This window comes from Brachyspira pulli, assembly GCF_036997785.1.
Taxonomy (GTDB): domain Bacteria; phylum Spirochaetota; class Brachyspiria; order Brachyspirales; family Brachyspiraceae; genus Brachyspira; species Brachyspira pulli.
The window spans coordinates 1-23,927 of record NZ_JAWLQI010000015.1; the positions used below are offsets into that span (position 1 = coordinate 1).

The window sequence follows — 23,927 nt, forward strand, 5'->3', positions numbered from 1 at the left end:
AGTACTTCCTTCGGTCGCTTACAGTGGGCGTTTGATAATGTTGAGCGTTTCCGTGCGGGAAGCCGATACGAAGCGGCGAGTTAAAGAACATATTATTAAATAGATTTGTAATAATAAAAATACAAATAAGAGGTTATTTTATGGAAAATAAAGAAAACATTGATATCATTAAAATGTCTGAGGAAAGTACTGTTGTAGCTAAATATATACCTGTAGAAAGAACAAGAACTAAATATCAAACAGAAGAAGAACTTGAAGAAGGTTTTATCAAACAGCTTACCGAACAAGGCTATGAATATATAAATATAAAAAATGAAAATGATTTGATTAAAAACCTTAGAAAGCAATTAGAAAAATTAAATAATTATACTTTTTTTGATACTGAATGGGAAAATTTTTTTAATACTACTATAGCGAATGGCAACGAAGATATAATAAATAAAACTGAAAGAATACAAGAGAATTATATTCAAGCTATAACTTTAGAAAACGGATACACTAAAAATATTAAACTTATAGATAAAGATGATATATATAATAATAATTTACAAGTTATTAATCAATATAAAGAAGAAAGTTCAGAGAAAAAAGCCAGATACGATGTTACTATTTTAATAAACGGCTTGCCTATGGTTCATATTGAGCTGAAAATAAGAGGCGTTAATATAAGAGAGGCATTCAATCAAATAAACAGATACGGGGAAGAAAATTTCTGGGCAGGTTTAGGGCTTTATCAATATGTACAATTATTCGTTATATCAAATGGTACTAATACAAAATATTATTCAAACACTACAAGATATAGACATATAAAGAATAGTGAACGTCAAGTAAAAACTTCAAATACTTTTGAGTTTACAAGTTTTTGGGCTGATGCTAGAAATAAAATTATTCCAGACTTGGTTGATTTTACTAAAACTTTCTTTTCAAAATTTACTCTATTAAATATATTAACTAAATATTGTGTATTTACTTCAGACAAAGCACTTTTAGTTATGCGTCCTTATCAGATTGCAGCAGCAGAGAATATTATAAACAAGATTAAAATATCAGAAAATCATAAAATAAGATCCAAAAAAGAATCAGGCGGTTATATTTGGCATACCACAGGAAGCGGAAAAACTCTTACAAGTTTTAAAACTGCAACTTTAGCTAGATCGCTTCATTTTGTAGATAAAGTGCTTTTTGTGGTTGATAGAAAAGACCTTGATTATCAAACTATGAAAGAATATGATAAATTTCAAAAAGGTGCCGCCAACAGTAACACTTCTACAAAAATATTGAAAGAGCAATTAGAAAAAGATGATGTAAAAATAATTATTACTACCATTCAGAAATTATCAAGGTTCATTCAGAAAAATGAAAATCATGAAGTTTATAAAAAGCATATTGTTATGATTTTTGATGAATGTCATCGTTCTCAATTTGGCGAGATGAATGAGAAAATAAAAAAGGCTTTTAAAAATTATAATATATTCGGATTTACCGGCACGCCTATTTTCAAAAAAGAAAAAGACGATGAAAAATATCCGAATCTAAAAACCACTGAAAATGCTTTCGGAGAAAAACTTCACACATATACTATAGTTGACGCCATTCGTGATAAAAATGTTTTGCCTTTTAGAATAGATTATATTAATACTGTGAAAGAAGCTAAAGATTTTGAAGATAAAAAAGTAAAAGGCATAAATACAGATGATGTACTTTTAAATGATGAAAGAATAAGATTAATAGTAAAATACATAATAGAACATTTTGATCAGAAAACTTACAGAAATTCCAATAATGCCGCTTATAGTCATGATATTATTGTAAATGTAGAGGATATGGCTAAATCAAAGCATAATACTGTTAAAGAAAAGAAAGAAAAAAGAGAAGTTAAAGGATTCAATTCCATTTTTGCTGTATCTTCAATAAAAGCAGCCAAGAAATATTATAAAGAGTTTCAAAAACAAATAAGAGAAACTTCAGGCAATTTAAAAGTGGCTACAATATTTAGTTTTGTACAAAATGATAACAATGATAATTATGATGACACAATTCAAGAAGAAAATTTTGAACCTAAAAATCTTGATGAAGATTCAAGAGAGTTTCTTGAAAGTGCTATAAAAGATTATAACCAAATATTCAAAACAAATTATGATACATCTGATGAGAAATTTGAAAATTATTACAAAGATGTTTCATTGCAGATGAAAAATAATCAAATCGATATTTTAATAGTAGTAAATATGTTTTTAACTGGTTTTGACGCCCCTACTTTAAATACTTTATGGGTTGATAAGAGACTACAAATGCATGGTCTTATACAAGCCTTTTCAAGAACGAACAGAATTTTGAACTCTGTTAAAACTTTCGGAAATATAGTTTCTTTCATGAACTTAGAAGAAAATACAAACAAAGCTCTTTCTGTTTTCGGTGATAAAGATGCCAACTCTATAGCATTGCTTAAAACTTATAAAGATTATTTTAACGGCTACGATGAAAATGGTGAGCATGTTTTAGGATACACAGAAATTGTTGATTTACTTAAAACTAAATTCCCTATTAATGAAGCTATTGTTACAGAAGAAGACAAAAAATTATTTATTAAATTATTTGGTGATTTATTAAAAATAAGAAACACTCTTTCTGCTTTCGATAGTTTTAGAGAAGACAGAGAAAAAATACTGTCTGATATAGATTTTCAAGATTACAGCGGAAAATATTCTGATTTATATACAGAGATAACTCAAAGCAAAAACAATGATAAAAATAATCCTGAAATAGAAAATATTCAAGATGATGTTGTATTTGAAATAGAACTCATTAAACAAGTTGAAGTAAATATTGATTATATACTTCTAATAGTGGCAAGATATAAAAATGAAAATAAAGACAAAGATACTATAATAGAACATGTTAGAAAATTAATTAATGCTGGTATTGAATTAAGAAGTAAAAGAGAATTGATTGAAAACTTCATTAATCAAATGAATGCTTCCGACACAGATATTCAAGAAGAATTCTATCAATACGTAAAAGAAGAAAAAGAAAAAGATTTAATACAAATAATTAAAGATGAAAATTTAAAAGAAAAAGAAACAAACGATTTTATAACTAGCTGTTTTGAATATGGAGAAATAAGAACTTCAGGAACAGACATTGATAAAATACTTCCTCCAATATCAAGATTCAGCAAGCAGGGAAATAAAATTGAGAAAAAACAAATTGTTGTAGAAAAATTGCTGTCTTTCTTTGAAAAGTATTCAGGTTTAATATAAATATTTTAAATACATAAAAAAATTATACTATTACAAATATATAAATATTGTAATAGTATAATTATAGTAAATATATTAACTATTTATTTTTCTGTTTATGCTCTTTTATAATATCTTCTTTCTTATCAATCAATTCTTTTAATTCATCATAATATACATTTTCAAGCTTTTTTATAAAATCTTTTAATTTTGTATATTTTATAGATTCTGTATAAACTTCATTAATATCACATTCTTCAAGCATAGATAAAAGTCTTTTTTTATGATTTCCTCTAGCAAGAAAATAAATATTAAGTATTGATTTAACATTTTTTAAAGAATAAGCATTTTCAAATATATTATCAATAAAACAAGTTTTATTTATTTTCCAATCCCCTATTGACTGATTAAAACTTTCACAGCCGGAAAACATACTTCCCATATTTTTAACATTGCACACATTCCAATTATTTAAACTCTGATTAAATTTCTTCGCATTAAAAAACATACGATTCATATATAAAACATTAGAGGTATCCCAATTATCTAAAGGCTGATTAAAACTATAAGCATTCTCAAACATAGAAAGCATATTTTCTATATTTTTTACATTCCATTTGTTAATATCCTGATTAAAATTTTCTGCCTCAAAAAACATACATCTCATATTTGTAACATTTGAAGTATCCCAATTATTTAAAGGCTGATTAAAACTTTTACATTTACAAAACATACCGCTCATATCTTTTACTTTACTTACATTCCAATTATTAATATCTTGATTAAAATTGAAATCTTCCTCAAACATATTTCGCATATTTTCAACGTTAGAAGTATTCCAATTATTTAATGGCTGATTAAAACTTTCTGCACCTTTAAACATACTATTCATATCTGTAACATTAGAAACATTCCAATCATTCAAATTTTGATTAAACTTCTTACATCCTCCAAACATACTATACATTTTATTAACATTACTTACATTCCAGTTATTCAAAGGCTGATTGAAATTTTTAGCTTCAAAAAACATACAGCTCATATTTTCAACACTAGATACATTCCAATTGTTTAAATCCTGATTAAATACCTTACATCCATTAAACATTCCATACATATTTTTAACATTGCCTACATTCCAATTATTTAATGGCTGATCAAAAGATACTGCACCATAAAACATAAAACTCATATTTTCAACATTAGATACATTCCAGTTATTTAAATCTTGATTAAACTTTTTACAACCCCAAAATATACTATTCATATCTTTAACATTAGATACATTCCAATCACCTATATACTGATTAAATTCTTCAGTATTGAAAAACATACAAGCCATATTTTCAACTTTGGATACATTCCATTTTGATACATCGTTATTAAATTTTCTGCAATTAAAAAACATATCATGCATATCTAAAACATTAGAAGTATCCCAATTTTCAATACCATTAAATTTTTTTCTTGCAGATTCTTTAAATAAAGAGCTCATATCATTTATTAAACTCGTATCTATATCGCCTAAATTAATATTTTCATCATCTGTTAATATTTTTAATTCTTCTTTTGTTCTTGGTTTATACATATTTATACCTTTTAATTAAACATACCTGTTATATTGCAGTCTTTTTTTATATTCCATCTGCTTATATTTTTATTGAATGATTTTGCACCACTAAACATATATTGCATATTTTCTGCATTAGAAACATTCCAATTTGAAATATCATGATTAAAATTTTCAGCAAAAGCAAACATTGAATTCATATATTTTACTTTAGATACATTCCATTTACTAATATCACAATTAAATTCAAATGCTTCTTCAAACATATTTGACATATCTTCAACATTTGAAACGTCCCAATTTGAAATATCATTATTAAATTCATAACAATTTCTAAACATATAACGCATGTTTCTTACTTTAATTACATTCCAATTATTTAAAGATTTATTAAATGTTTCACAATCATAAAATAAAGCATTCATATTTTCAACATTAGACACATTCCAAGAATTTAAAGATTGATTGAAGTTAATACAGCTTTCAAATATATAACTCATATCTATAACATTTGAAACATTCCATTTATTTAATGGCTGATTAAAAACTTGACAATAAGAAAATAAATGCGACATATTTTTTATATTTGAAGTATCCCAATTATTTATATTATTATTAAAATTTTCAGAAGACGAAAACATATAACTTATATCTATTACATTAGAAATATTCCAATTTTCTAAGCCTTCAAAATTTTTTCTTTTAGAACATTCAAATAAATGACTCATATCTGTTATAAGAATTGTATCTATATCGCCTAAATAAATATTGTCGTCTTGTACTAATTCTTTTAATTCTTCTTTAGTTTGAGGTTTATATTTCATTATTATGTTCCATAATTAATTTATTATATTTTATATCGTTTAAGACAATTTTAAAAGTATAATTTTAAATAAATACCAAATACTGTACCACATGAAAAGTTAATATAAAAATAAAAAATTATTTTTCTAACGCACGGTGAATGTATTTTAATAATAAACTAAATTAGAATTCATATTAAATTTATATTTTAATATCATTCTGCGTGCGGTAATAACACAATAAATTTAAACAAAATTTGGGCGGGTACTAAAATTTCTGATAAAGCAATAAGTATCATAAAACTACAATTACAAATTTAAAACAAAAAAGTATAAAGGGCGGGACTTCAAAATAATTTTGTAATATTAATTATTAAGAAAACATATCAGCGAGTCTAAAATCCCAAATCATTAAAATAAGTAATGTGTAAATAAATCTATCCTGAACTTCTTTATTATTTTCATTATAAAAATGAATATTTATTTTCACTTTATCTTTGTAATCAATTTCATTATTGGCATCTATTTTTATTTCAAAACAATCTCCATTTTTTAAATTATAACTTTCAACTACCCCATAATCTAAATAACTAGGATTCATTGAATACCTAGCACCGAAAGCCTTAAAAGTACCATAAGATATTTCAATATTTTGTAATTTATTTATTTCATTTTCCAAATTATTTTTATCTAATTTTATTATAGTTAATTGATTGATTGGCTGAACTAATTCATAATCTTCTAATTGACGCTTCCATTTATTTATAGTTTCATCGTCCATTTCTGCTGGGCTTGCTAAACTTATAAAGCCGTCATCGTTAATTTTAATTTCTTCATCATTGCAATTTGAATAACTTCCATCACCTGAATATATAAAAGTTGTTACAAACACATTATCTTTATCATACAAATTCCATATAAGAGAAGAAGAAAATTTATTCATTATAGGATTATCAATAAACACTTCTTTGAAAAAATTATAATTATATTTCTTTTCATACATCAATAATTTTGTTAAACTTAGAGAAAGTTTTTTTATTACTTTTGGTATTTCTTTTTTGATATATTTAATTTCTTCTTTTGCAGTTTCTGTAAAATCTCTAGGTACTGCTTTTAACTCCTTATTATTTTTTATATCAAATATATTTACAGAATAATCTGCATTCAAAATTAATTTATAATTATCATTAATAATTTTTTCTCCTCTTGAATCGAATCCCAAATTTGAACTAAACTTTAATTCTAAATCATCAATATCAAGTCCTATTTCCTTTGATATCTTATTTATTAAATTAAAAGCATTTTCTCTCAATTCTGATTTTTTAGTTTTTGAATAAATATCATATAATAACTTAATACTATATTCAGTTGTTTTTACTGATGATAAAATTATCAAAAAGAAATTAGAGTCTTTCTCTTTCTTGTATATTTCTCTTAAAGCTTCCTCCCCGCCATACAAACCATAAACAACAGCAGCAGCTTCTTTATATGTTTCTATATAAATATTTTTAGCAAAAGTCAAAAAACTTTCTCTGTCAAGTAAACCAATTATAGAATTAATTTCAAGCAAATAATAAATATCTCTTTTTAACTCTAAATATTTTAAGTATATATATTTTATAACTTTTATATCAACTATTCTTGATTTATCTTTTATTAATACATTACAATTTTCTATATAAGAAACTTTCTTCTCATCTTTTTTATTTAATTTAATAGTTTCTTCATATTTTTCAATACTGTCAAATATTTCATAATTAACAGCTTCTTTCAAATCATTATAATAAATATTCTCTAATTTTCTTTTAGCGAATTGAACTTTTTTATTTTTTATTTCCGAAGCTATTTTATGAATCTCTTTTATATTCTCCTCTATTTTATTAATTATAATTTTATTATCATTATCAAAAGCATATAAATATAAAATCCATTTCAGAGTTAATTTATCTATATTTTTAGAAATAACATCAGACCAATCGCCTAAATACTCAAGAGATTCAATATTCCAATCATCTAAAGAATCATAATGCTGAAAACCGCTTTTAAATAACATTCCAATCATATTTTCTACTTTATCGACTTTCCAAGTACTCAAACTCTGATTAAAACTTTCTGCATCATAAAATAAACATTGCATAGATACTACATTAGAAGTGTCCCATTTATCCAAAGGCTGATTAAATTTTTTAGCTTTATCAAAAACATAGTCCATTTCTATAATTTGAGATGTATTCCAAGTATTTAATGGCTGATTAAATTCATAGCAAAATTTAAACATACTTGATATATATTTCAAATTAGAAGTATCCCATTTATCTAAAGGCTGATTAAAACTATAACAATCTTCAAACATACTATGTGCATATTCTAATTTAGAAACATCCCAATTATTAATATTTTGATTAAAATTTATACAATGCTTAAACATACTAGCAGTACTTATTAAACTAGAAGTATTCCATTTATCTAAAGGCTGATTGAAATCCCAGCATTCTTCAAACATACTATTTGCATATTCTAATTTTGAAATATTCCAATTATTAATATTTTGATTGAAATTTCTACAATTCATAAACATACCAGTTACACTTATTACATTGGAAGTGTTCCAATTATCTAATGGCTGATTGAAATTTGAACAATGAGCAAATGTGTAAACCATTTCTTTTACTTTAGATACATTCCAAGAATTTAAATTTTGATTAAATTTTTTACAATATTTAAACATCCCTTTTATATTTTCAGCGTTAGATAGATTCCATTTAGAAATATCTTCATTAAAATTTACACACTCACTAAACATATAACTAAAATCTATAACATTGCTTACATTCCATTTATCTATACCAGAAAAATCTTCTCTTTTTGTTGATGAAAATAATCTGCTCATATCCGTTATTAAACTTGTATCTATATCACCTAAATAAATACTTTCATCTTCTACCAATTTTTTTAATTCTTCTTTTGTTTGAGGTTTATATTTCATTATTATGTTTCCTTATTGTTTTTTATTATTCTATATTCTTATATATATTTTTCAATTTAAAAAACTATATAATAAATAAATTTTGTATAAAATTTTTAATACAATGACAAAGTTTAATTATTGTATGGTATTTCAATTATAATATTTGTCTTTTTGCAACTTTGACGAAGTCGCGGAAAAAAAAGTTAATATAATTTTTTTATTTTTATAATTGTGGCTTGCCCACCGCGAAGTGTATACGTCTGTAAAAAGAACAATAAAAAATTGACAAACTTAATAAGTTTCAGTATATATAACATATTTAATAATAAACTAAATCATTTTATTTTTGATTTCTGTTTATATTCATTTAAAATATTTTTTTTATTTTCAATAAGTTCTTTTAATTCTTCATAATAAATATTTTCTAATTTCTTTATAAAATCTTTTAATTTATTATATTTTAAAACTTCTTTATACACTTCTTTTATATTGCAGTTTTCAAGCATAGAAAGCAATTGTTTTTTATAATTACCTTTAGCAATAAAATAAATTTTCAATATTGATTTCATATCATTATAAGAACTTGAAAAAATATCTTTAATATCACAATATTTATTAATATTCCAATTTTCTATTGACTGATTAAAACTTTCTGCTGCAAAAAACATATCATTCATATACTTAACTTCGCTTACATTCCAAGAATTTATATTCTGATTGAAACTCGAAGCATAATAAAACATAACTTCCATATTTATAACTTTTGAAGTATTCCAATTATTTAAAGGCTGATTAAATTTATTAGCTTTTGAAAACATACCTAACATATCGGTAACATTTGAAGTATCCCATTTCTCAATACCTTCAAAATCTTTTCTCAAACTTTCATGAAAAAGATTGCTCATATCAGTGATTAAACTTGTATCTATATCCCCTAAATAAATATTATTATCTTCTACTAATTCTTTTAATTCAGTTTTATTTTTTGGTTTATACATAAAAAATCCTATTGATAATTTATATTAAAATCTAATATCATAAACATAATTAAAGTATAAAGAAATTTATTATCTGATTTTTCTATATTTTCAAATTTCATATTTACTTTATCTTTATTATTAATTCCAGAATAAGAATCTATAACTATTTTTATACCATTATCAAATTCATAACTATCAACAACAGTATTATCCATATAATTTGCTTTCATTTTATATATAGTACCGAAAGTTTTAAAACTTCCATAAGATATTTCTGTATTTTCTAAAATTTCTATATACTTTTTTAGATTATTTTTATCTAATTCAAAAATACTAAATTGATGTATAGGCTGTACTATTTCATAATCGAATAATTGATTCTTCCATTTTTTTATTGTATCTTTGTTCATATCATATATATTTGCCAAACTAATAAAAGCATCATTATTAATTTTAACTTCTTCATCATCACAATTTGAATAACTTCCGTCACCTGAATATATAAAAGTTGTTACAAACACATTATCTTTATCATACAAATTCCATATAAATGAAGAAGCAAATTTATTCATAAAAACATTTTTAATAAATACTTCATTAAAAAAATTATAATCATATTTATATTCAAATAATAAATATTTTCTTAAAGATAAATATACACTTTGCAAAGAGGTTCCTATTTCTTTTTTTAAATAATTTATTTCTTCTTTTAACTTTTTATCTAAATTATTTGGTATTATTTTTAATCTTTTATTATCTTTTATATTAAATAAACTCAAAGAGTAATCATCATTTAAAATTAATTTATATTCTTCATTTAATATTTTTTCTCTTTTTGAGTTAAATCCAAAATTAAATAAAAATTTAAAAGCATAATCATCTATAGATAAATTATGTTCATTTGCTAAATCTTTTAATGTTTCCTCTATAGAATCATTTTTTTGTTTTATTTGTATATTATATAATTTTCTAATAACATATTTAGTTTTTTTATTTAAAAGTAATAAATTAATAAATAAATTTGAATCTCTTTTATGTATATTTTTTAATGCCTCATTTCCTCCATAAATTCCATAAACAATAGCTGTAATATTATTATTTACATTTACATATAAATCTTTAACATAACTTAAAAAGGTTTCTTTATCCAATAAATTAATAATAAAATCTATTTCTATTACATTATACAATTCATCTCTTAATTCCAAATATTTTGCATAAATATATTTTATAACTTTAATATTAACTAATCTTGATTTATCTTTTATTAAAACATTATTATCTTTAATAAAATTAAGTTTTTTATCATAGTTTTTATTATAATTTTGCAAAGCATAATTTTCTGCTTCTTCTATACTTTTAAAAATTTTATAATTGGCTATATATTTTAATTCATTATAATATATATTTTCTAATCTTCTTTTAAAGAAATTAATTTTTTTATTATTTGTTTTTATTTTATATATTTCTAAAATGTTATCTTTTATTATATTTTTAGATAAAACATTATTATTAAAAACATGCAAATATAATTTCCATTTTAAACTTAAACTATTAAAATCTATACCTTCAAAAATATTCAACATAGTTTCAACTTTATCAATATTCCAATCATCTAAAGACTGATTAAAATTTTCACAATTAGAAAACATACCAATCATATCTTTTACATTAGAAACGTCCCAATCATTTAAAGGCTGATTAAAATTTTTAGCCCTTGAAAACATATAACTCATATTTTCTACTTTAGATACATTCCAACTATTAATATTTTTATTAAATTCATAACATTGAAAAAACATACCAAACATAGTAACAACTTTAGAAGTGTTCCATTTATATAAATCCTGATTGAAAACATAAGCTCCTCTAAACATCTCATGCATATTTGTAACATTGGAAACGTCCCAATCATTCAAAGGCTGATTGAAACTTTTTGTATTGTTAAACATTTCTGCCATATTTTTAACTTTAGATACATTCCAGCAATTAATATTTTCATTGAAATACTCACAACAGAAAAACATATAGCTCATATTAATAACATTGGAAGTGTCCCATTTATCTATACCTTTAAAATTTTTTCTTTTAGTTCCATTCACAAGTCTAAATAAATCGGACATATCAGTTATTAAACTTGTATCTATATCGCCTAAATAAATACTTTCATTTTTTAATAATGTAATTAATTCTTCTTTTGTTTGAGGTTTATATTTCATTATTATGTTTCCTTATTATTTTTTATTATTCTATATTCTTTTGCATATTTTGCAATTTTATTAACAAATCCCACCCTCTATATTTAAAACTTTTATCTGTTATTTTTACTTTATATTTCTTAAAAATGAATACTGCAATTACAAAACCCACCCAAATTTTATTTAACTATATAATTACTTCACCGCACGTAGAATAAAACTATAAAATATATATTAATTATGAATTATAATTTTATTATATTTGAAATTTCGTTCACCGTGCGTAGAGTAAATTTTTAGATTTAAAAAAATCTTGGGCGGGTGCTGAAATTTATAATAAAACTATAAATATAATAACAGCTTAATTACATAAAAAACTGTAAAGAATAAAGGGCGGGAATTGTAAATAAATTTAAAAATATAACTCATAAAAAATCCCTTGATTAATATATAATTAGCTATATAATATTTGCAATAAAAAATCGGTATTGTATAAAGGTTACAAAATGACATCAGAAAACAAGCATATAATAATAAGCGGAGAATTAGCATTAATTTTAGTCGTAATTATAAATAGTTTCGGAGTTGTATTAATGCTTTATTCAGGTTCAGGAATATCTGCTATATCAAGTGTACCTTATGCTTTTTCTGAGGTTATAAAGAACATATCTCTTGGAACTTTTACTTATATTTTTCAAACTCTACTCGTATTAGTACTTATGATATTAAGAAAAAAATTTGTCGGAGAATATTTATTTAGTTTTGTTGTAGGGTTTTGTTTCGGTAAATTTGTAGATATACATGCCGCTTGGATAAATCATTTACCATTAACAATAACAAGCAGGATTATATATTTTATAATAAGCTATTTTATATTAGCATTTGGAATAGCCTTATCAAATAGATGCGGACTTCCTATAATACCTACAGATTTATTTCCAAGAGAATTATCCAACATAATAAAAGTACCTTATGCTAAAGTAAAAATAATATTTGATGTAACTTGTTTATTGACAACAGCAATACTTACATTTGTATTTTTAGGACATATAAAAGGTCTTGGAATAGGTACTGTACTTGCTGCTTTTACAATGGGTAAAGCTATTTCTTTTATAGGTAAACTTCTTGACAAAAAAATAGAATTTATACCATATATAAAAAAATTATTACATAGAAAAAATAATGCATAATTTTTATTTATATAGTGAAAATTTTTAAGTTTGTCAACCGATGCACTTTATATATAATTATCAACTTTTTTGCAGCACACGCTCTGCGGACTTCGTCAAAGTAGCAAAAAACGCAATTTCTAGAATTTTATATTTGAAAAATACTTATTAAATATAGGATATAACCTAAATTTATATTAAAAATGCAGTCTTTCGCGAAGCGTATCCGAGCCTGTCGAGGATATAAGGTTCTTTGTGCCAATAAAAGAACTTGGGTGCGGGGCAAAGCCCCAGATATAAAAATATAAATTTATTTTTGACAAAATATAGTTGTTTAGATATATATAATATTAATTAAATAAATTCTCCAAAATCAAAATACTTCCATACATAAACCTGTTCAATAAATATTTATTATTTTCATTTTCACCATTAATTGAAACTTTAATATCAATTTCATCAGTATAATTTGTATTTCTATCAAATTGAGCATCTATATATAATGATAAACCGCTGTTATTGTCAAAATACTCATAACCATTTACAAATTGATAATCATGAGAAATCTCTTTAAAAGAAAATTTATTTATAGAATTTTGTAATTTAGATAATGTTATATTAATATCATTATATTTATAAAATTCTTTTTCTAAATTATCAATAATTTGAAGCTGTTTAATAGGCTGTGATATTTCATAATCATATAAATGTTTAATCCATTTTTCTATTAAATCATTATTCATTTCTAAAGGAGAAGCCAAACTTACAAAATTATTTTCATTTAATGTTACATAATTATCATCAGAATCAATATAACTTCCATCGCCTAAATATCTAAAAGTTGTTATAAAATTATTATTTTCATCATATAGATTCCAAATCAATTCTATAGAATAACAACTCAAAAATGAATTATAAATATAAATATTTCTCCAAAATAAATAATTATATTTTCTTCCATTCATAATAAGTAATAATATTTTTTCTCTTTCTCTCTTTATTACATTCTTTATTTCTTTTTTTATAAAACTGATTTCAGATTTTAATTCCTTAGAAAAAATTTTAGGAATAGTTTTTAATATTTTATCTTTTTCAATTATATCAATATCCATATTAGAATTAACAGATATTTTATATTCTTTATCTTCTATATGTATAATTCTCTCACCATTTTTATCGAGTCCAAAATCAGGGATAAGTAAATCACTTAATTCTTCCCTGCTTACTTTCAATTTATCTGCTATTGTATCAAGAGCAAAATTTGAAGCATTTATCACACTTTCAATTTTTGATTTTCTTGACATTTCATCTAATAAACTTAATGCATATTTACCGTCATTTAAAGCAAGTATATAAATATAATAAGAACGAGGATAAAATTCTTTTCCTTGAATACTTTTGGCATAATCTTTAATAATATTTCCATTACCATATATACCGCATATTATTCTTGAAGCAATTTTACTCCTGTCGCTTTCAAATATTTTATATGCTGCCTCTCTAAAACTATCAATATCTAGTAAATTTATTATATTGTCTATAATCTTTAATCTTCTTACATTATCTTTAATTTTTAAATAACTGCCATAAATAAACCTTATAATCTTTATGTCAATTCTTTTATTTTTATCTTTTGTCAAAACATTATAATCATCTTTAATAAATTTTAAACTTTTATCAAAAGATTCTTCATAATTATTGGCAACATAATTTTCAACTTCTGCTATATTCTTAAAAATAATTTCATTATTAGATTCTATATTTTCTCTATATTCTATTAAACTTTTAAGTTCATCATAATATTCTTTTTCTAACCTTATTCTAAATGATATAATTTTTCTATTGTTAGAGGTCATTATTGATTTGTATATATCTATTATATTAATGTCTTTTATTTTATCAAAATCTTCAAAATATAAAAGAACTCTTAAATTAATAGGCATATTTTTTATATCAATATCCTTATTAAAAACATCATAAGCTTCTTTTATATTGTCAAGATTCCATTTATCAGGATATTTATTAAAATTTGAAGCTCCTAAAAACATATAATTAATTTTCTTTAAATTTTCAGTATTCCAAGAATTTAAATCATTATTGAAATATATAGCATTATTAAACATTAAACTCATATCTGTAACTTTTGAAGTATCCCAAGTTTCAATACCTTCAAAATTTTTTCTTTCACTATTTCTGAATAATTCACTCATATTTGTAATATTACTTGTATCAATATCAGATAAACAAATACTTTCATCATCTGTTAATTTTTTTAATTCTTCTTTTGTTTGAGGTTTGTATTTCATAATAATATATCCTTATGTTATTTTATATTTTTTAATATTTTCAAATTTTTATTATACTAAATAAATTATATCATTTACCTTTTGCAGCTTTGGTAAAAGCTGATATAATCTTTAATTAGTTCATTTTACTGCTATATAGGTTTCTTAATTTAATTAACCAATAACTTTATTAAAAAATTATTAGCTAATTAAAATTTAATAAAAATTAATCTTTATACCAAGAAGGCTTATTATTTTCCATTGCTGAGTTATCAAACATATCTCTCATACGATTAGGCTCTACTTTGGATACATTCCAAGATTCTAAATTCTGATTAAAACTTTCAGCTTCATAAAATACAGAATTCATATATTCCACATTAGAAACGTCCCAATTATCCAAAGGCTGATTAAATGATGAAGCATAACGAAACATTGTACTAATACTTGTAACATTAGAAACATTCCAATTATTAAGAGGCTGATTAAAACTTTTAGCATTATCAAACATCATTGACATATCTTTTACATTACTTACATTCCATTTGTCTAAATGCTGATTGAAACTAGAAAATTTAAACATACCTTCCATATCAACAACATTAGAAACATCCCAACTATTTAAAGGCTGATTCAAAGTAGTACAGCAAAACATTAATGACATATCTTTTACATTAGATACATTCCATTTATCCAAAGTACTATTAAAAAGCTTAGCACCTTCAAACATACTAGACATATTTTCAACATTAGATACATCCCAGTCATTAATATTTTGATTAAAACTTTCAGCATAATAAAACATTGATGACATATCCTTTACATTACTTACATTCCACTTGTCTAAAGGCTGATTAAAACTCTCACAATTAGCAAACATATTTTTCATATTAACAACTTTAGATACATTCCAATCATTAAGAGGAGAATTAAACTTTTTACATTTTTTAAACATAGAACTCATATTCTCAACTTTTGAAACGTCCCAACTGTTTATATTATGATCAAAACCTAATGCTTCCTCAAACATACTTTCCATATTTACTACATTAGATACGTTCCAAGTTTCTATACCATCGAATTTTTTTAATTTAGAACCTTTAAAAAGATTACTCATATCTGTTATTAAAGAAGTATCTATTTTATCAAATTTTGTTTTCTCTGCTATTAGTTTAATTAATTCATTTTTGTTTTTTGGCTGATGCATTTGTATCTGTTTACTTTCTTTAGTATCTTTTTTCTCTTTTTTAGGTGACGATTTCTTTTCTTCTTTTTCTAATTCTTTATACTCTTTTATAATATCTTCTTTACCATCAATAAGCTCTTTTAATTCATCATAACAAGTATTTTCAAGCTTTTTGAGAACTTCAGCTACTGCCTTTTTATTATATTTTAAGCCAAGTTTATAAACTTCTTTTTTATCAAATTCAGCTATAATTTTTTTAAGATTTGATATAGCAGACTTTGAGCTTTGAAAAGAATATATTTTTAAAATTAAATCTAATGAAACATCATTAAAAATATTATCAAAATCTTTAACTTTTTTGAAATTCCAATTTTTAATATTATCCTGATTAAAAGATGAGGCATTAAAAAAAGCATTATTCATATATTCTACTTTCTCTGTTTTCCAGCTGTTTAAATCCTGATTAAATGAAAAAGCATCACAAAATATATCTGCAAGACCTGTTAAATTAGAAGTATTCCACTTATCTAAAGGCTGATTAAAATTTGCAGCTCCTTTAAACATAGCATACATACTAGCAACATTAAATACGTTCCAACTATTTAAAGACTGATTAAAATTCTCACAACCTGCAAACATATGACCCATACCATCAACATTGGAAGTATTCCACTTATCTAAAGGCTGATTGAAATTCTTAGCTCCTTCAAACATAGAAATCATACAGGCAACGTTTGATACATCCCAGTTATTTATATTTTGATTAAAACTTTTAGCATCGTTAAACATCTCCATAATATGTTTTAAATTAGAAGTATTCCATTTGTCTAATGGCTGATTAAAGTTTTCAGCATTTTTAAACATACCAGCCATATTCTCAACATTAGATACATTCCAACTATTTAAAGGCTGATTAAAATTCTCACAACCCAAAAACATCTCATTCATATATTCAACATTAGATACATTCCAATTATTTATATCCTGATTAAAACTCTTGGCATTCATAAACATCTCACCCATACTCGTAACTTTAGAAATATTCCATTTGTCTAAAGGCTGATTAAAAGTTTCACACTCTTTAAACATTGCTGCCATATCTGTAACATTAGATACGTCCCAGGTTTCTATACCTGAAAAATCTTCTCTTTTACTCATTAGAAATAAATATCTCATATCTGTTATTAAACTTGTATCAATACTTCCAAGATTAATACTTTTATCTTCTACTAATTTTTTTAATTCTTCTTTAGTTTTTGGTTTAAATTGTTTTTCTGACATAATAATCTCTCCGCTTACAATCAATTCAAATTAAATATTTGTTAATGTGAAAAATAAATTTTTTAATAAAAAAATATTGTTCCTACAAAAAATCAGTAGGATTATACACTATAAAAAAAGAAATGTAAATAGATACATGTGTTTTTATGTTAGAATTTTCTAAAATTTATTTATACAGTATTTATTAATACATTTATTACATATTTTAAATCTATATATAATATAATTTATTACTTTTCAAATATTAAATAGATACTAATACAGTATAAAGCATTAATAATATTATAAACATATAATATATTCATTATATAATAACTTTTATAAAATATTTCATATATTTATATAAAGGTATTATTTTATATAAATTCTTACTAACACTTGAAAAATCTAAAAAATCAATTTTCATATTAGAAATACTTTGAGCATCTATAATTTTTTTAATTCTTATCTAGTACAAGGTTTGTATTTATTCATTAATTATCCTTTAGTAATGAAATTTAAAATTGATTTATCTCAGAAGTTTTTACAGCATATAAAAATTCTTTTGTTGCTTTATCAAACTTTAATTTATTATAATCTTCTAAATACATTTTTTCTTTTAAATAAGGTAATGCAATATTTAAATGATTTTCTCTATACCCTATTTTTTCATCAGTAAGTAAAACAAATCCTAAATCACTATATAATTTAATTGCCCTAAAACTTCCAGCCTGAGTATGCAAAAATATCGGAAAGTCTTTTTCATTTATAGAATTTAAAACATAAGAAATTAAAGCCCTTCCTATACCCTGCCCCTCTTGTTCTTTTTTACTTTAAACCAATGTATCGTAGTTATAGAATTATAAGCCTTCCAAGAAAAGCATGTTCCTATAGGAGTATCATTTTCATTGCAAATAAATAAACATTTCTCGAAAAATAAATCTTCATTACTTTCATATACATCTTTGAAATATTTCTCCATAAAACTTTTATAGCTTTTCTTATCTTCTTCATTATCAAATGGAAATTCAAGCCATAAATTTAATTCATCTCTTTTGCAATTTCTTATATGATAATCATTAGGAATATCTGACAATGCATCTTTATTAATTGATTTGCACATCATAAATAAATTACTATCTTCTATTTTTATACTCATTATTTATTACTCACTTTTATACCAAACAGGAGTATTATCCTGCATAGCAGAGCAGTAAAAAGACATATACATCTTTGCATTTTTTGCCAAAACCCAAGAATCTAAATTCTGATTAAAACTATCAGCTACCCAAAACATACCATCTATATTTTTTACTTTACTTACATTCCAATTATCTAAAGACTGATTAAAGGCTCTAGCAATTCTAAACATATTTTCCATATTAGTAACATTGGAAACGTCCCAAGTATTTAAAGGCTGATTAAATTTTTCAGCACGGCAGAACATATTGCTCATATCCTTTACTTTAGATACATTCCAATTTGATATGTCATGATTAAAACTTTTAGCACCGCAGAACATTGAGCTCATATCTTTTACATTTGAAGTATCCCAAGTTTCAATACCTTTAAAATTTCTTAGTATAGAATTTTCAAATAATCCTGACATATCAGTTATTAGGCTTGTATCTATTCTATCAAATTTTATTTTTCTTTCTATCAAATCTATTAATTCATCTTTAGTTTCTGGTTTATGTTTTTCTTTCATTTATTTCCCCCTTTAAATAGCTTTAATAATTAACATTATATGTATAAAATCTATAATATTTTTAATTATTTTTCAATTTTAAAAGAAATTTATGCACAATAAATAAAAAATGCTTTAAAATTACTATTGACAATAATACTATTTGATATATAATTTTTTCAACAAATAAAAAAAGGAGATTTATTTATGTATTCTCAAATGAACGAACAATTAGAAGCCATTTACAACAAAATAGTAAAAAGAAATCCTGGTGAAGCAGAATTTCACCAAGCAGTAAAAGAAGTATTAAGCACTTTAGAAGTTGTATTAAAGAAAAAGCCTCATTATATTGAACAAAAGATAATAGAAAGAATATGCGAACCTGAAAGACAAATTATGTTCAGAGTTCCTTGGATGGACGATAAGGGAGAAATACATGTAAATAGAGGTTTCCGTGTACAATTCTCAAGTGTAATAGGCCCATACAAAGGCGGATTACGTTTTCACCCATCTGTTTATTTAGGTATTATTAAATTCTTAAGCTTTGAACAAATATTTAAAAATGCTCTTACTGGCTTACCTATAGGCGGAGGTAAAGGCGGTTCCGATTTTGACCCTAAAGGAAAAAGCGACAATGAAGTTATGCGTTTCTGCCAAAGCTTTATGACAGAACTTCAAAGACATATAGGTTATGATATTGATGTTCCTGCTGGTGATATAGGAGTTGGTGCTAGAGAAATAGGATACTTATTCGGACAATATAAAAGACTTAAAAACAGATTCGAGCCAGGAGTATTAACTGGTAAAGGATTGGCTTATGGCGGTTCTTTAGCTCGTACTGAAGCTACTGGTTATGGACTTGTATACTTCACTGACCTTATGCTTAAAACTAATGGCAAAAATGGTTTTGAAGGTAAAAAAGTAGTAGTTTCTGGTTCTGGTAATGTTGCAATATATGCTATGCAGAAAGCTACTCAATTAGGTGCTAAAGTTATTGCTTGTTCTGACTCTAACGGAGTTATTTATGATGAAAACGGTATTAATTTAGATACTGTTAAAAGATTAAAAGAAGTAGAAAGAAAAAGAATTAAAGAATATGTTAATGCTCATTCTTCTGCTAAATATATTGAAAATGGAAACATTTGGGATATTGCATGCGACATTGCTTTGCCTTGTGCTACTCAAAATGAACTTGATGCTAAAAGTGCAGAAACATTAGTTAAAAATGGCTGTATCTCTGTTACTGAAGGAGCTAATATGCCTGCTACTCCTGAAGCTATTGAAGTATTCCAAAAAGCTGGAATTCTTTATGCTCCTGGTAAAGCTACAAATGCCGGAGGAGTTGCTACTTCTGCTTTAGAAATGCAGCAAAATGCTTCTATGGATAAATGGGAATTTGATTATACTGATAACAAACTTAAAAACATTATGACTAATATTCATAATACTTGTTATCAAACTGCTGAAGAATACGGATTCAAAGGCGATTATTTGAAAGGTGCTAATATAGCCGGATTCGTTAAAGTTGCTGACACTATGATACCTTTTGGTTTAATTTAAAATTTATTGGTTATTGAAAAGGAATGCTGTTGATATTTAATATTGACAGCATTCTTTTTTTATATACCTAAACAACTATATTTTGTCAAAAATAATTTTTTTAAATTTTAAATATCTGCAGGGCTTTGCCCTTACGAAGTACACAGCGTGCAGCACCCCACTTCTTTTGTTGCCACAAAGAAGCCTATATCCTCGATAAACTCGGATACGCTTTGCGAAGGGCTATATTTTAGCTTAAATTGATAATTTATATTACATGTAAAACAATTTTAGTATGATTTAGTACTAATTTCATACTTGCATTTTTTGTTGTTCTTTTTACCACCGCATACGCTCTGCGTGCTTAGCAGTGGGTAAAGCCACAGATATCAAAACAAAAATATAACTTTACTTTTGACAAAATATAATTGTTTAGGTATATATAGTTATATATTAGAATTTTTTAGTGGATCATAGAATAATATTTATAATTTCATTCATAATTTAATAATGAAATATAATATTATATTTATAATAATATACTTTACAATTATTTATTTACATGGTTTAATTATGTTAACAAAATAAATTAATTGGAAAAATTATTATGGGTAAAACTTCATTAAAAGATATAATAAAAGTAAGCAAAGAATTAAATTCACAATACAATAAAAATTTAGAAAATTTAAATAAAGAACTTGAAATATCAACAGACAGCAGAGATAATTTTGATGTTAATAAATTATTCCTAGCTATAAAAGGTGAAAAATTTGACGGAAATAAATTTGCATTAGAAACTTATAATAAAGGATGCAGATACTTTATATTAAGCGATAAAAGTATAGAACTTCCAAATGATGTGGTAGTTTTTTATAGTGATGATACAATACTTTTCTTTATAAAATTAGCTAGAGAATACAGAAGAAGATTCAATATACCAGTAATATCAATAACAGGAAGCTGCGGAAAAACCACTACTAAAGAATTGACTGCACTATTTCTATCAACAAAATATAAAGTATTAAAAACTGAAGGAAATCTAAATAATGAAATAGGTGTTCCTAGAACTATATTCAATTTAGATGATAATTATGAAATAGCAGTTATTGAAGCTGGAATGAATCATAAAAATGAACTTCTAAGAATATCTGAATCCATTGAAGCAAATACTGTTTTAATAAATAATGTAGAACCTGTACATATTGCCCATTTAGGTTCTATAGAAAATATAGCTTATGCAAAATCAGAACTTTTTAACAATACTAGAGAAAATGCTAATGCTGTAATAAATAAAAAAACTAATTGTGTTGATATATTAAAAAAAGAAGCAATCAGAAATAATATAAAAAATATAATAGAAGTTGATATAAAAGAAATAACAAAAAAAGATGATAATACATTTGAATATAAAGATACTATTTTCAAACATAATTTAATAGGAGATTTTAATTTAAATAATATATTATCAGCTTTAAAAGCAGCAGAAATTTATGATGTTGATCTAAAAAAATGTGCTGATATTTTAAATACTTATGAACCTCAAAAAAACAGAATGCAAATAATCAATATTAAAGGATGCAATGTAATAAATGATTGCTATAATTCCAATCCGTCAGCATTAAAAAACATGCTTAAATTTCTATCTCAAAGAAATGAAAATAAAAAAATTGCTGTTATAGGTGATATGCTTGAAACAGAAACTGAGAATTCCAGTTATCATAAAGATATAGGGCATCTTATTAATGAGTTAAAAAATATTGATGTTGTAATAGCTGTTGGAAATCATTCTAAAGATATTTACGATATTGTTAATTGTGAGAAATATCATTTTGAAAATGCTAAAAATGCCATAGAAAAGGTAAAAGAATTTTTAAATAACAATACTGCAATGTTAATAAAAGCGTCTTTAGGAATGGGTTTTGCTGCTATAATAGAGGCTATAACAAATGAATAATCAAAATAATTCTATAATATCTTTTATACTATTAGATAATAAAAGCCTTAATGATTTCACATCTCAATTAAAAATGGATTGGAATATAGACATAAATATATATAATGTTAATAATAAAAACAACTTTACTATTGATAATATAAATTTTGAATATGAATTGGCTCCATTCAATGTGCCAGATAAAGAAGCTGAAATATTAATGAATTATAATGATATAGATGATGAAACAAAACAAAAAGTATTAAGTCATAATGCATTTTTATCTATGAAAGTAAATGCTGACAATACAGATTTTAAAGATATCGCTTTAACTTTTAATAAAGTATGTTATTCCATAATAAATACAAATAATGTATCAGCAATTTTAATAGGTGAAATTAATTTACTAATCTCCACTAATAGATATTTATTTGAGATGAATGAATATAGAAAAAATGATAAATACTTCCCTACTCGTTTATGGGTTAGAATAGATGTTTTTTCTGATAATAACGGCAATCATGCATTTACTGAAGGCTTAAAAAATTTTGGTAAATATGAGATTATGACTTATAAAACAGTTAGAGAAGCTGAAAGCATTATAATGATATTAAGCATTTTATCAAGAAGTATCATAGAAAATAATTTGAATCTTGAAGACGGAAATACTATGCAGACAGATGATAATTATATAGGAATGTTTAAATTCTTTGATAATAAATTTATTATGCTTGAAAAAAACTTAAAAGACATAAAAAATAATTCATAAAAATATTTTTATTTATACATAAACAACTACATTTTGTCAGAAATAATTTTTTTGAATTTTAAATATCTGCAGGGCTTTGCCCACCGCTCTGTATACTTCGTAGCACACCAGTTCTTTTGCGACCGAAGGAAGTGCCTGCGACCATAGGAAGTCCTTTAGGGTGGTATTGGCACAAAGAACCTATATCCTCGACAGGCTTGGATACGCTTCGCGAAAGACTGCATTTTTAATATAAATTTAGGTTATATCCTATATTTAATAAGTATTTTTCAAATATAAAATTTTAGAAATTGCATTTTTTGCTACTTTGACGAAGTCCGCAGAGCGTGTGCTGCGGG

At 24.1% G+C, this 23,927-nt stretch carries 13 protein-coding genes and 1 pseudogene; 5 read left to right on the top strand and 9 right to left on the bottom strand.

The features are described from left to right. Nucleotides 1-140: 140 nt before the first annotated feature. Nucleotides 141-3,263 carry a type I restriction endonuclease subunit R gene (locus tag R4K56_RS04960; RefSeq protein ID WP_335772024.1) on the top strand — a complete coding sequence of 1,041 codons (3,123 nt, stop codon included), beginning with the start codon at nucleotides 141-143 and terminating at the stop codon, nucleotides 3,261-3,263. Between the two features lie 91 nt (nucleotides 3,264-3,354). On the opposite strand, the pseudogene R4K56_RS14745 reads toward R4K56_RS04960, so the two are convergent. From R4K56_RS14745 to R4K56_RS04985, 4 genes and pseudogenes are all read right to left on the bottom strand, one after another. Continuing rightward, nucleotides 3,355-5,636 (bottom strand): annotated as a pseudogene (locus R4K56_RS14745) (BspA family leucine-rich repeat surface protein); the annotation flags it as partial. 352 nt (nucleotides 5,637-5,988) lie between these two features. Next, entirely contained in the window at nucleotides 5,989-8,604 is a 2,616-nt protein-coding gene (locus R4K56_RS04975; RefSeq protein ID WP_335772028.1) for a BspA family leucine-rich repeat surface protein, read from the bottom strand. Nucleotides 8,605-8,918: 314 nt separating this feature from the next. After that, nucleotides 8,919-9,581: a BspA family leucine-rich repeat surface protein gene (locus R4K56_RS04980; RefSeq protein WP_335772023.1), complete on the bottom strand. Its 663-nt coding sequence runs from the start codon at nucleotides 9,579-9,581 to the stop codon at nucleotides 8,919-8,921. 8 nt (nucleotides 9,582-9,589) lie between these two features. Next, nucleotides 9,590-11,782, bottom strand: a complete 2,193-nt coding sequence (locus R4K56_RS04985) for a BspA family leucine-rich repeat surface protein (RefSeq protein ID WP_418233753.1) — start codon at nucleotides 11,780-11,782, stop codon at nucleotides 9,590-9,592. A gap of 485 nt (nucleotides 11,783-12,267) precedes the next feature. Here R4K56_RS04985 and R4K56_RS04990 point away from each other — a divergent pair, with 485 nt between their 5' ends. Beyond that, nucleotides 12,268-12,951 carry a DUF6198 family protein gene (locus R4K56_RS04990; RefSeq protein ID WP_335772022.1) on the top strand — a complete coding sequence of 228 codons (684 nt, stop codon included), beginning with the start codon at nucleotides 12,268-12,270 and terminating at the stop codon, nucleotides 12,949-12,951. A 329-nt stretch (nucleotides 12,952-13,280) separates the two neighbouring features. Here R4K56_RS04990 and R4K56_RS04995 read toward each other — a convergent pair whose 3' ends face one another. From R4K56_RS04995 to R4K56_RS05015, 5 genes are all read right to left on the bottom strand, one after another. Beyond that, nucleotides 13,281-15,236, bottom strand: coding sequence for a BspA family leucine-rich repeat surface protein (locus R4K56_RS04995; RefSeq protein ID WP_335772021.1), 1,956 nt, complete (start codon nucleotides 15,234-15,236; stop codon nucleotides 13,281-13,283). Nucleotides 15,237-15,441: 205 nt separating this feature from the next. Beyond that, nucleotides 15,442-17,682 (bottom strand): BspA family leucine-rich repeat surface protein, encoded by a 2,241-nt coding sequence (locus R4K56_RS05000; RefSeq protein WP_335772020.1) that lies wholly within the window; start codon nucleotides 17,680-17,682, stop codon nucleotides 15,442-15,444. Nucleotides 17,683-18,179: 497 nt separating this feature from the next. After that, nucleotides 18,180-18,467: an N-acetyltransferase gene (locus tag R4K56_RS05005; protein WP_335786887.1), complete on the bottom strand. Its 288-nt coding sequence runs from the start codon at nucleotides 18,465-18,467 to the stop codon at nucleotides 18,180-18,182. After that, nucleotides 18,464-18,820: a hypothetical protein gene (locus R4K56_RS05010; RefSeq protein WP_335772019.1), complete on the bottom strand. Its 357-nt coding sequence runs from the start codon at nucleotides 18,818-18,820 to the stop codon at nucleotides 18,464-18,466. The genes R4K56_RS05005 and R4K56_RS05010 overlap by 4 nt, the downstream gene beginning before the upstream one ends. 6 nt (nucleotides 18,821-18,826) lie before the next feature. Next, nucleotides 18,827-19,369 carry a BspA family leucine-rich repeat surface protein gene (locus R4K56_RS05015; RefSeq protein WP_335760369.1) on the bottom strand — a complete coding sequence of 181 codons (543 nt, stop codon included), beginning with the start codon at nucleotides 19,367-19,369 and terminating at the stop codon, nucleotides 18,827-18,829. Nucleotides 19,370-19,567: 198 nt separating this feature from the next. Between R4K56_RS05015 and gdhA the strand changes: the two genes are divergently transcribed. The 3 genes from gdhA to R4K56_RS05030 all read left to right on the top strand — a co-directional run bounded on the left by gdhA (nucleotide 19,568) and on the right by R4K56_RS05030 (nucleotide 23,589). Next, nucleotides 19,568-20,908, top strand: a complete 1,341-nt coding sequence (gene gdhA, locus R4K56_RS05020) for an NADP-specific glutamate dehydrogenase (protein ID WP_418233754.1) — start codon at nucleotides 19,568-19,570, stop codon at nucleotides 20,906-20,908. Between the two features lie 586 nt (nucleotides 20,909-21,494). Continuing rightward, entirely contained in the window at nucleotides 21,495-22,841 is a 1,347-nt protein-coding gene (locus R4K56_RS05025) for a UDP-N-acetylmuramoyl-tripeptide--D-alanyl-D-alanine ligase (RefSeq protein WP_335772017.1), read from the top strand. Next, nucleotides 22,834-23,589 carry a hypothetical protein gene (locus tag R4K56_RS05030; protein WP_335772016.1) on the top strand — a complete coding sequence of 252 codons (756 nt, stop codon included), beginning with the start codon at nucleotides 22,834-22,836 and terminating at the stop codon, nucleotides 23,587-23,589. Before R4K56_RS05025 ends, R4K56_RS05030 begins: the two co-directional genes overlap by 8 nt. Nucleotides 23,590-23,927 lie beyond the last annotated feature (338 nt).

What these genes read in the sequence shown, in the direction of transcription:
- R4K56_RS05030 (WP_335772016.1), top strand. Translation starts at nt 22,834, where the DNA reads ATGAATAATCAAAATAATTCTATAATATCTTTTATACTATTAGATAAT.
- gdhA (WP_418233754.1), top strand. Translation starts at nt 19,568, where the DNA reads ATGAACGAACAATTAGAAGCCATTTACAACAAAATAGTAAAAAGAAAT.
- R4K56_RS05000 (WP_335772020.1), bottom strand. Translation starts at nt 17,682, where the DNA reads ATGTCAGAAAAACAATTTAAACCAAAAACTAAAGAAGAATTAAAAAAA.
- R4K56_RS04985 (WP_418233753.1), bottom strand. Translation starts at nt 11,782, where the DNA reads ATGAAATATAAACCTCAAACAAAAGAAGAATTAATTACATTATTAAAA.
- R4K56_RS04980 (WP_335772023.1), bottom strand. Translation starts at nt 9,581, where the DNA reads ATGTATAAACCAAAAAATAAAACTGAATTAAAAGAATTAGTAGAAGAT.
- R4K56_RS04960 (WP_335772024.1), top strand. Translation starts at nt 141, where the DNA reads ATGGAAAATAAAGAAAACATTGATATCATTAAAATGTCTGAGGAAAGT.
- R4K56_RS04990 (WP_335772022.1), top strand. Translation starts at nt 12,268, where the DNA reads ATGACATCAGAAAACAAGCATATAATAATAAGCGGAGAATTAGCATTA.
- R4K56_RS05015 (WP_335760369.1), bottom strand. Translation starts at nt 19,369, where the DNA reads ATGAAAGAAAAACATAAACCAGAAACTAAAGATGAATTAATAGATTTG.
- R4K56_RS05010 (WP_335772019.1), bottom strand. Translation starts at nt 18,820, where the DNA reads ATGAGTATAAAAATAGAAGATAGTAATTTATTTATGATGTGCAAATCA.
- R4K56_RS05025 (WP_335772017.1), top strand. Translation starts at nt 21,495, where the DNA reads ATGGGTAAAACTTCATTAAAAGATATAATAAAAGTAAGCAAAGAATTA.
- R4K56_RS04995 (WP_335772021.1), bottom strand. Translation starts at nt 15,236, where the DNA reads ATGAAATACAAACCTCAAACAAAAGAAGAATTAAAAAAATTAACAGAT.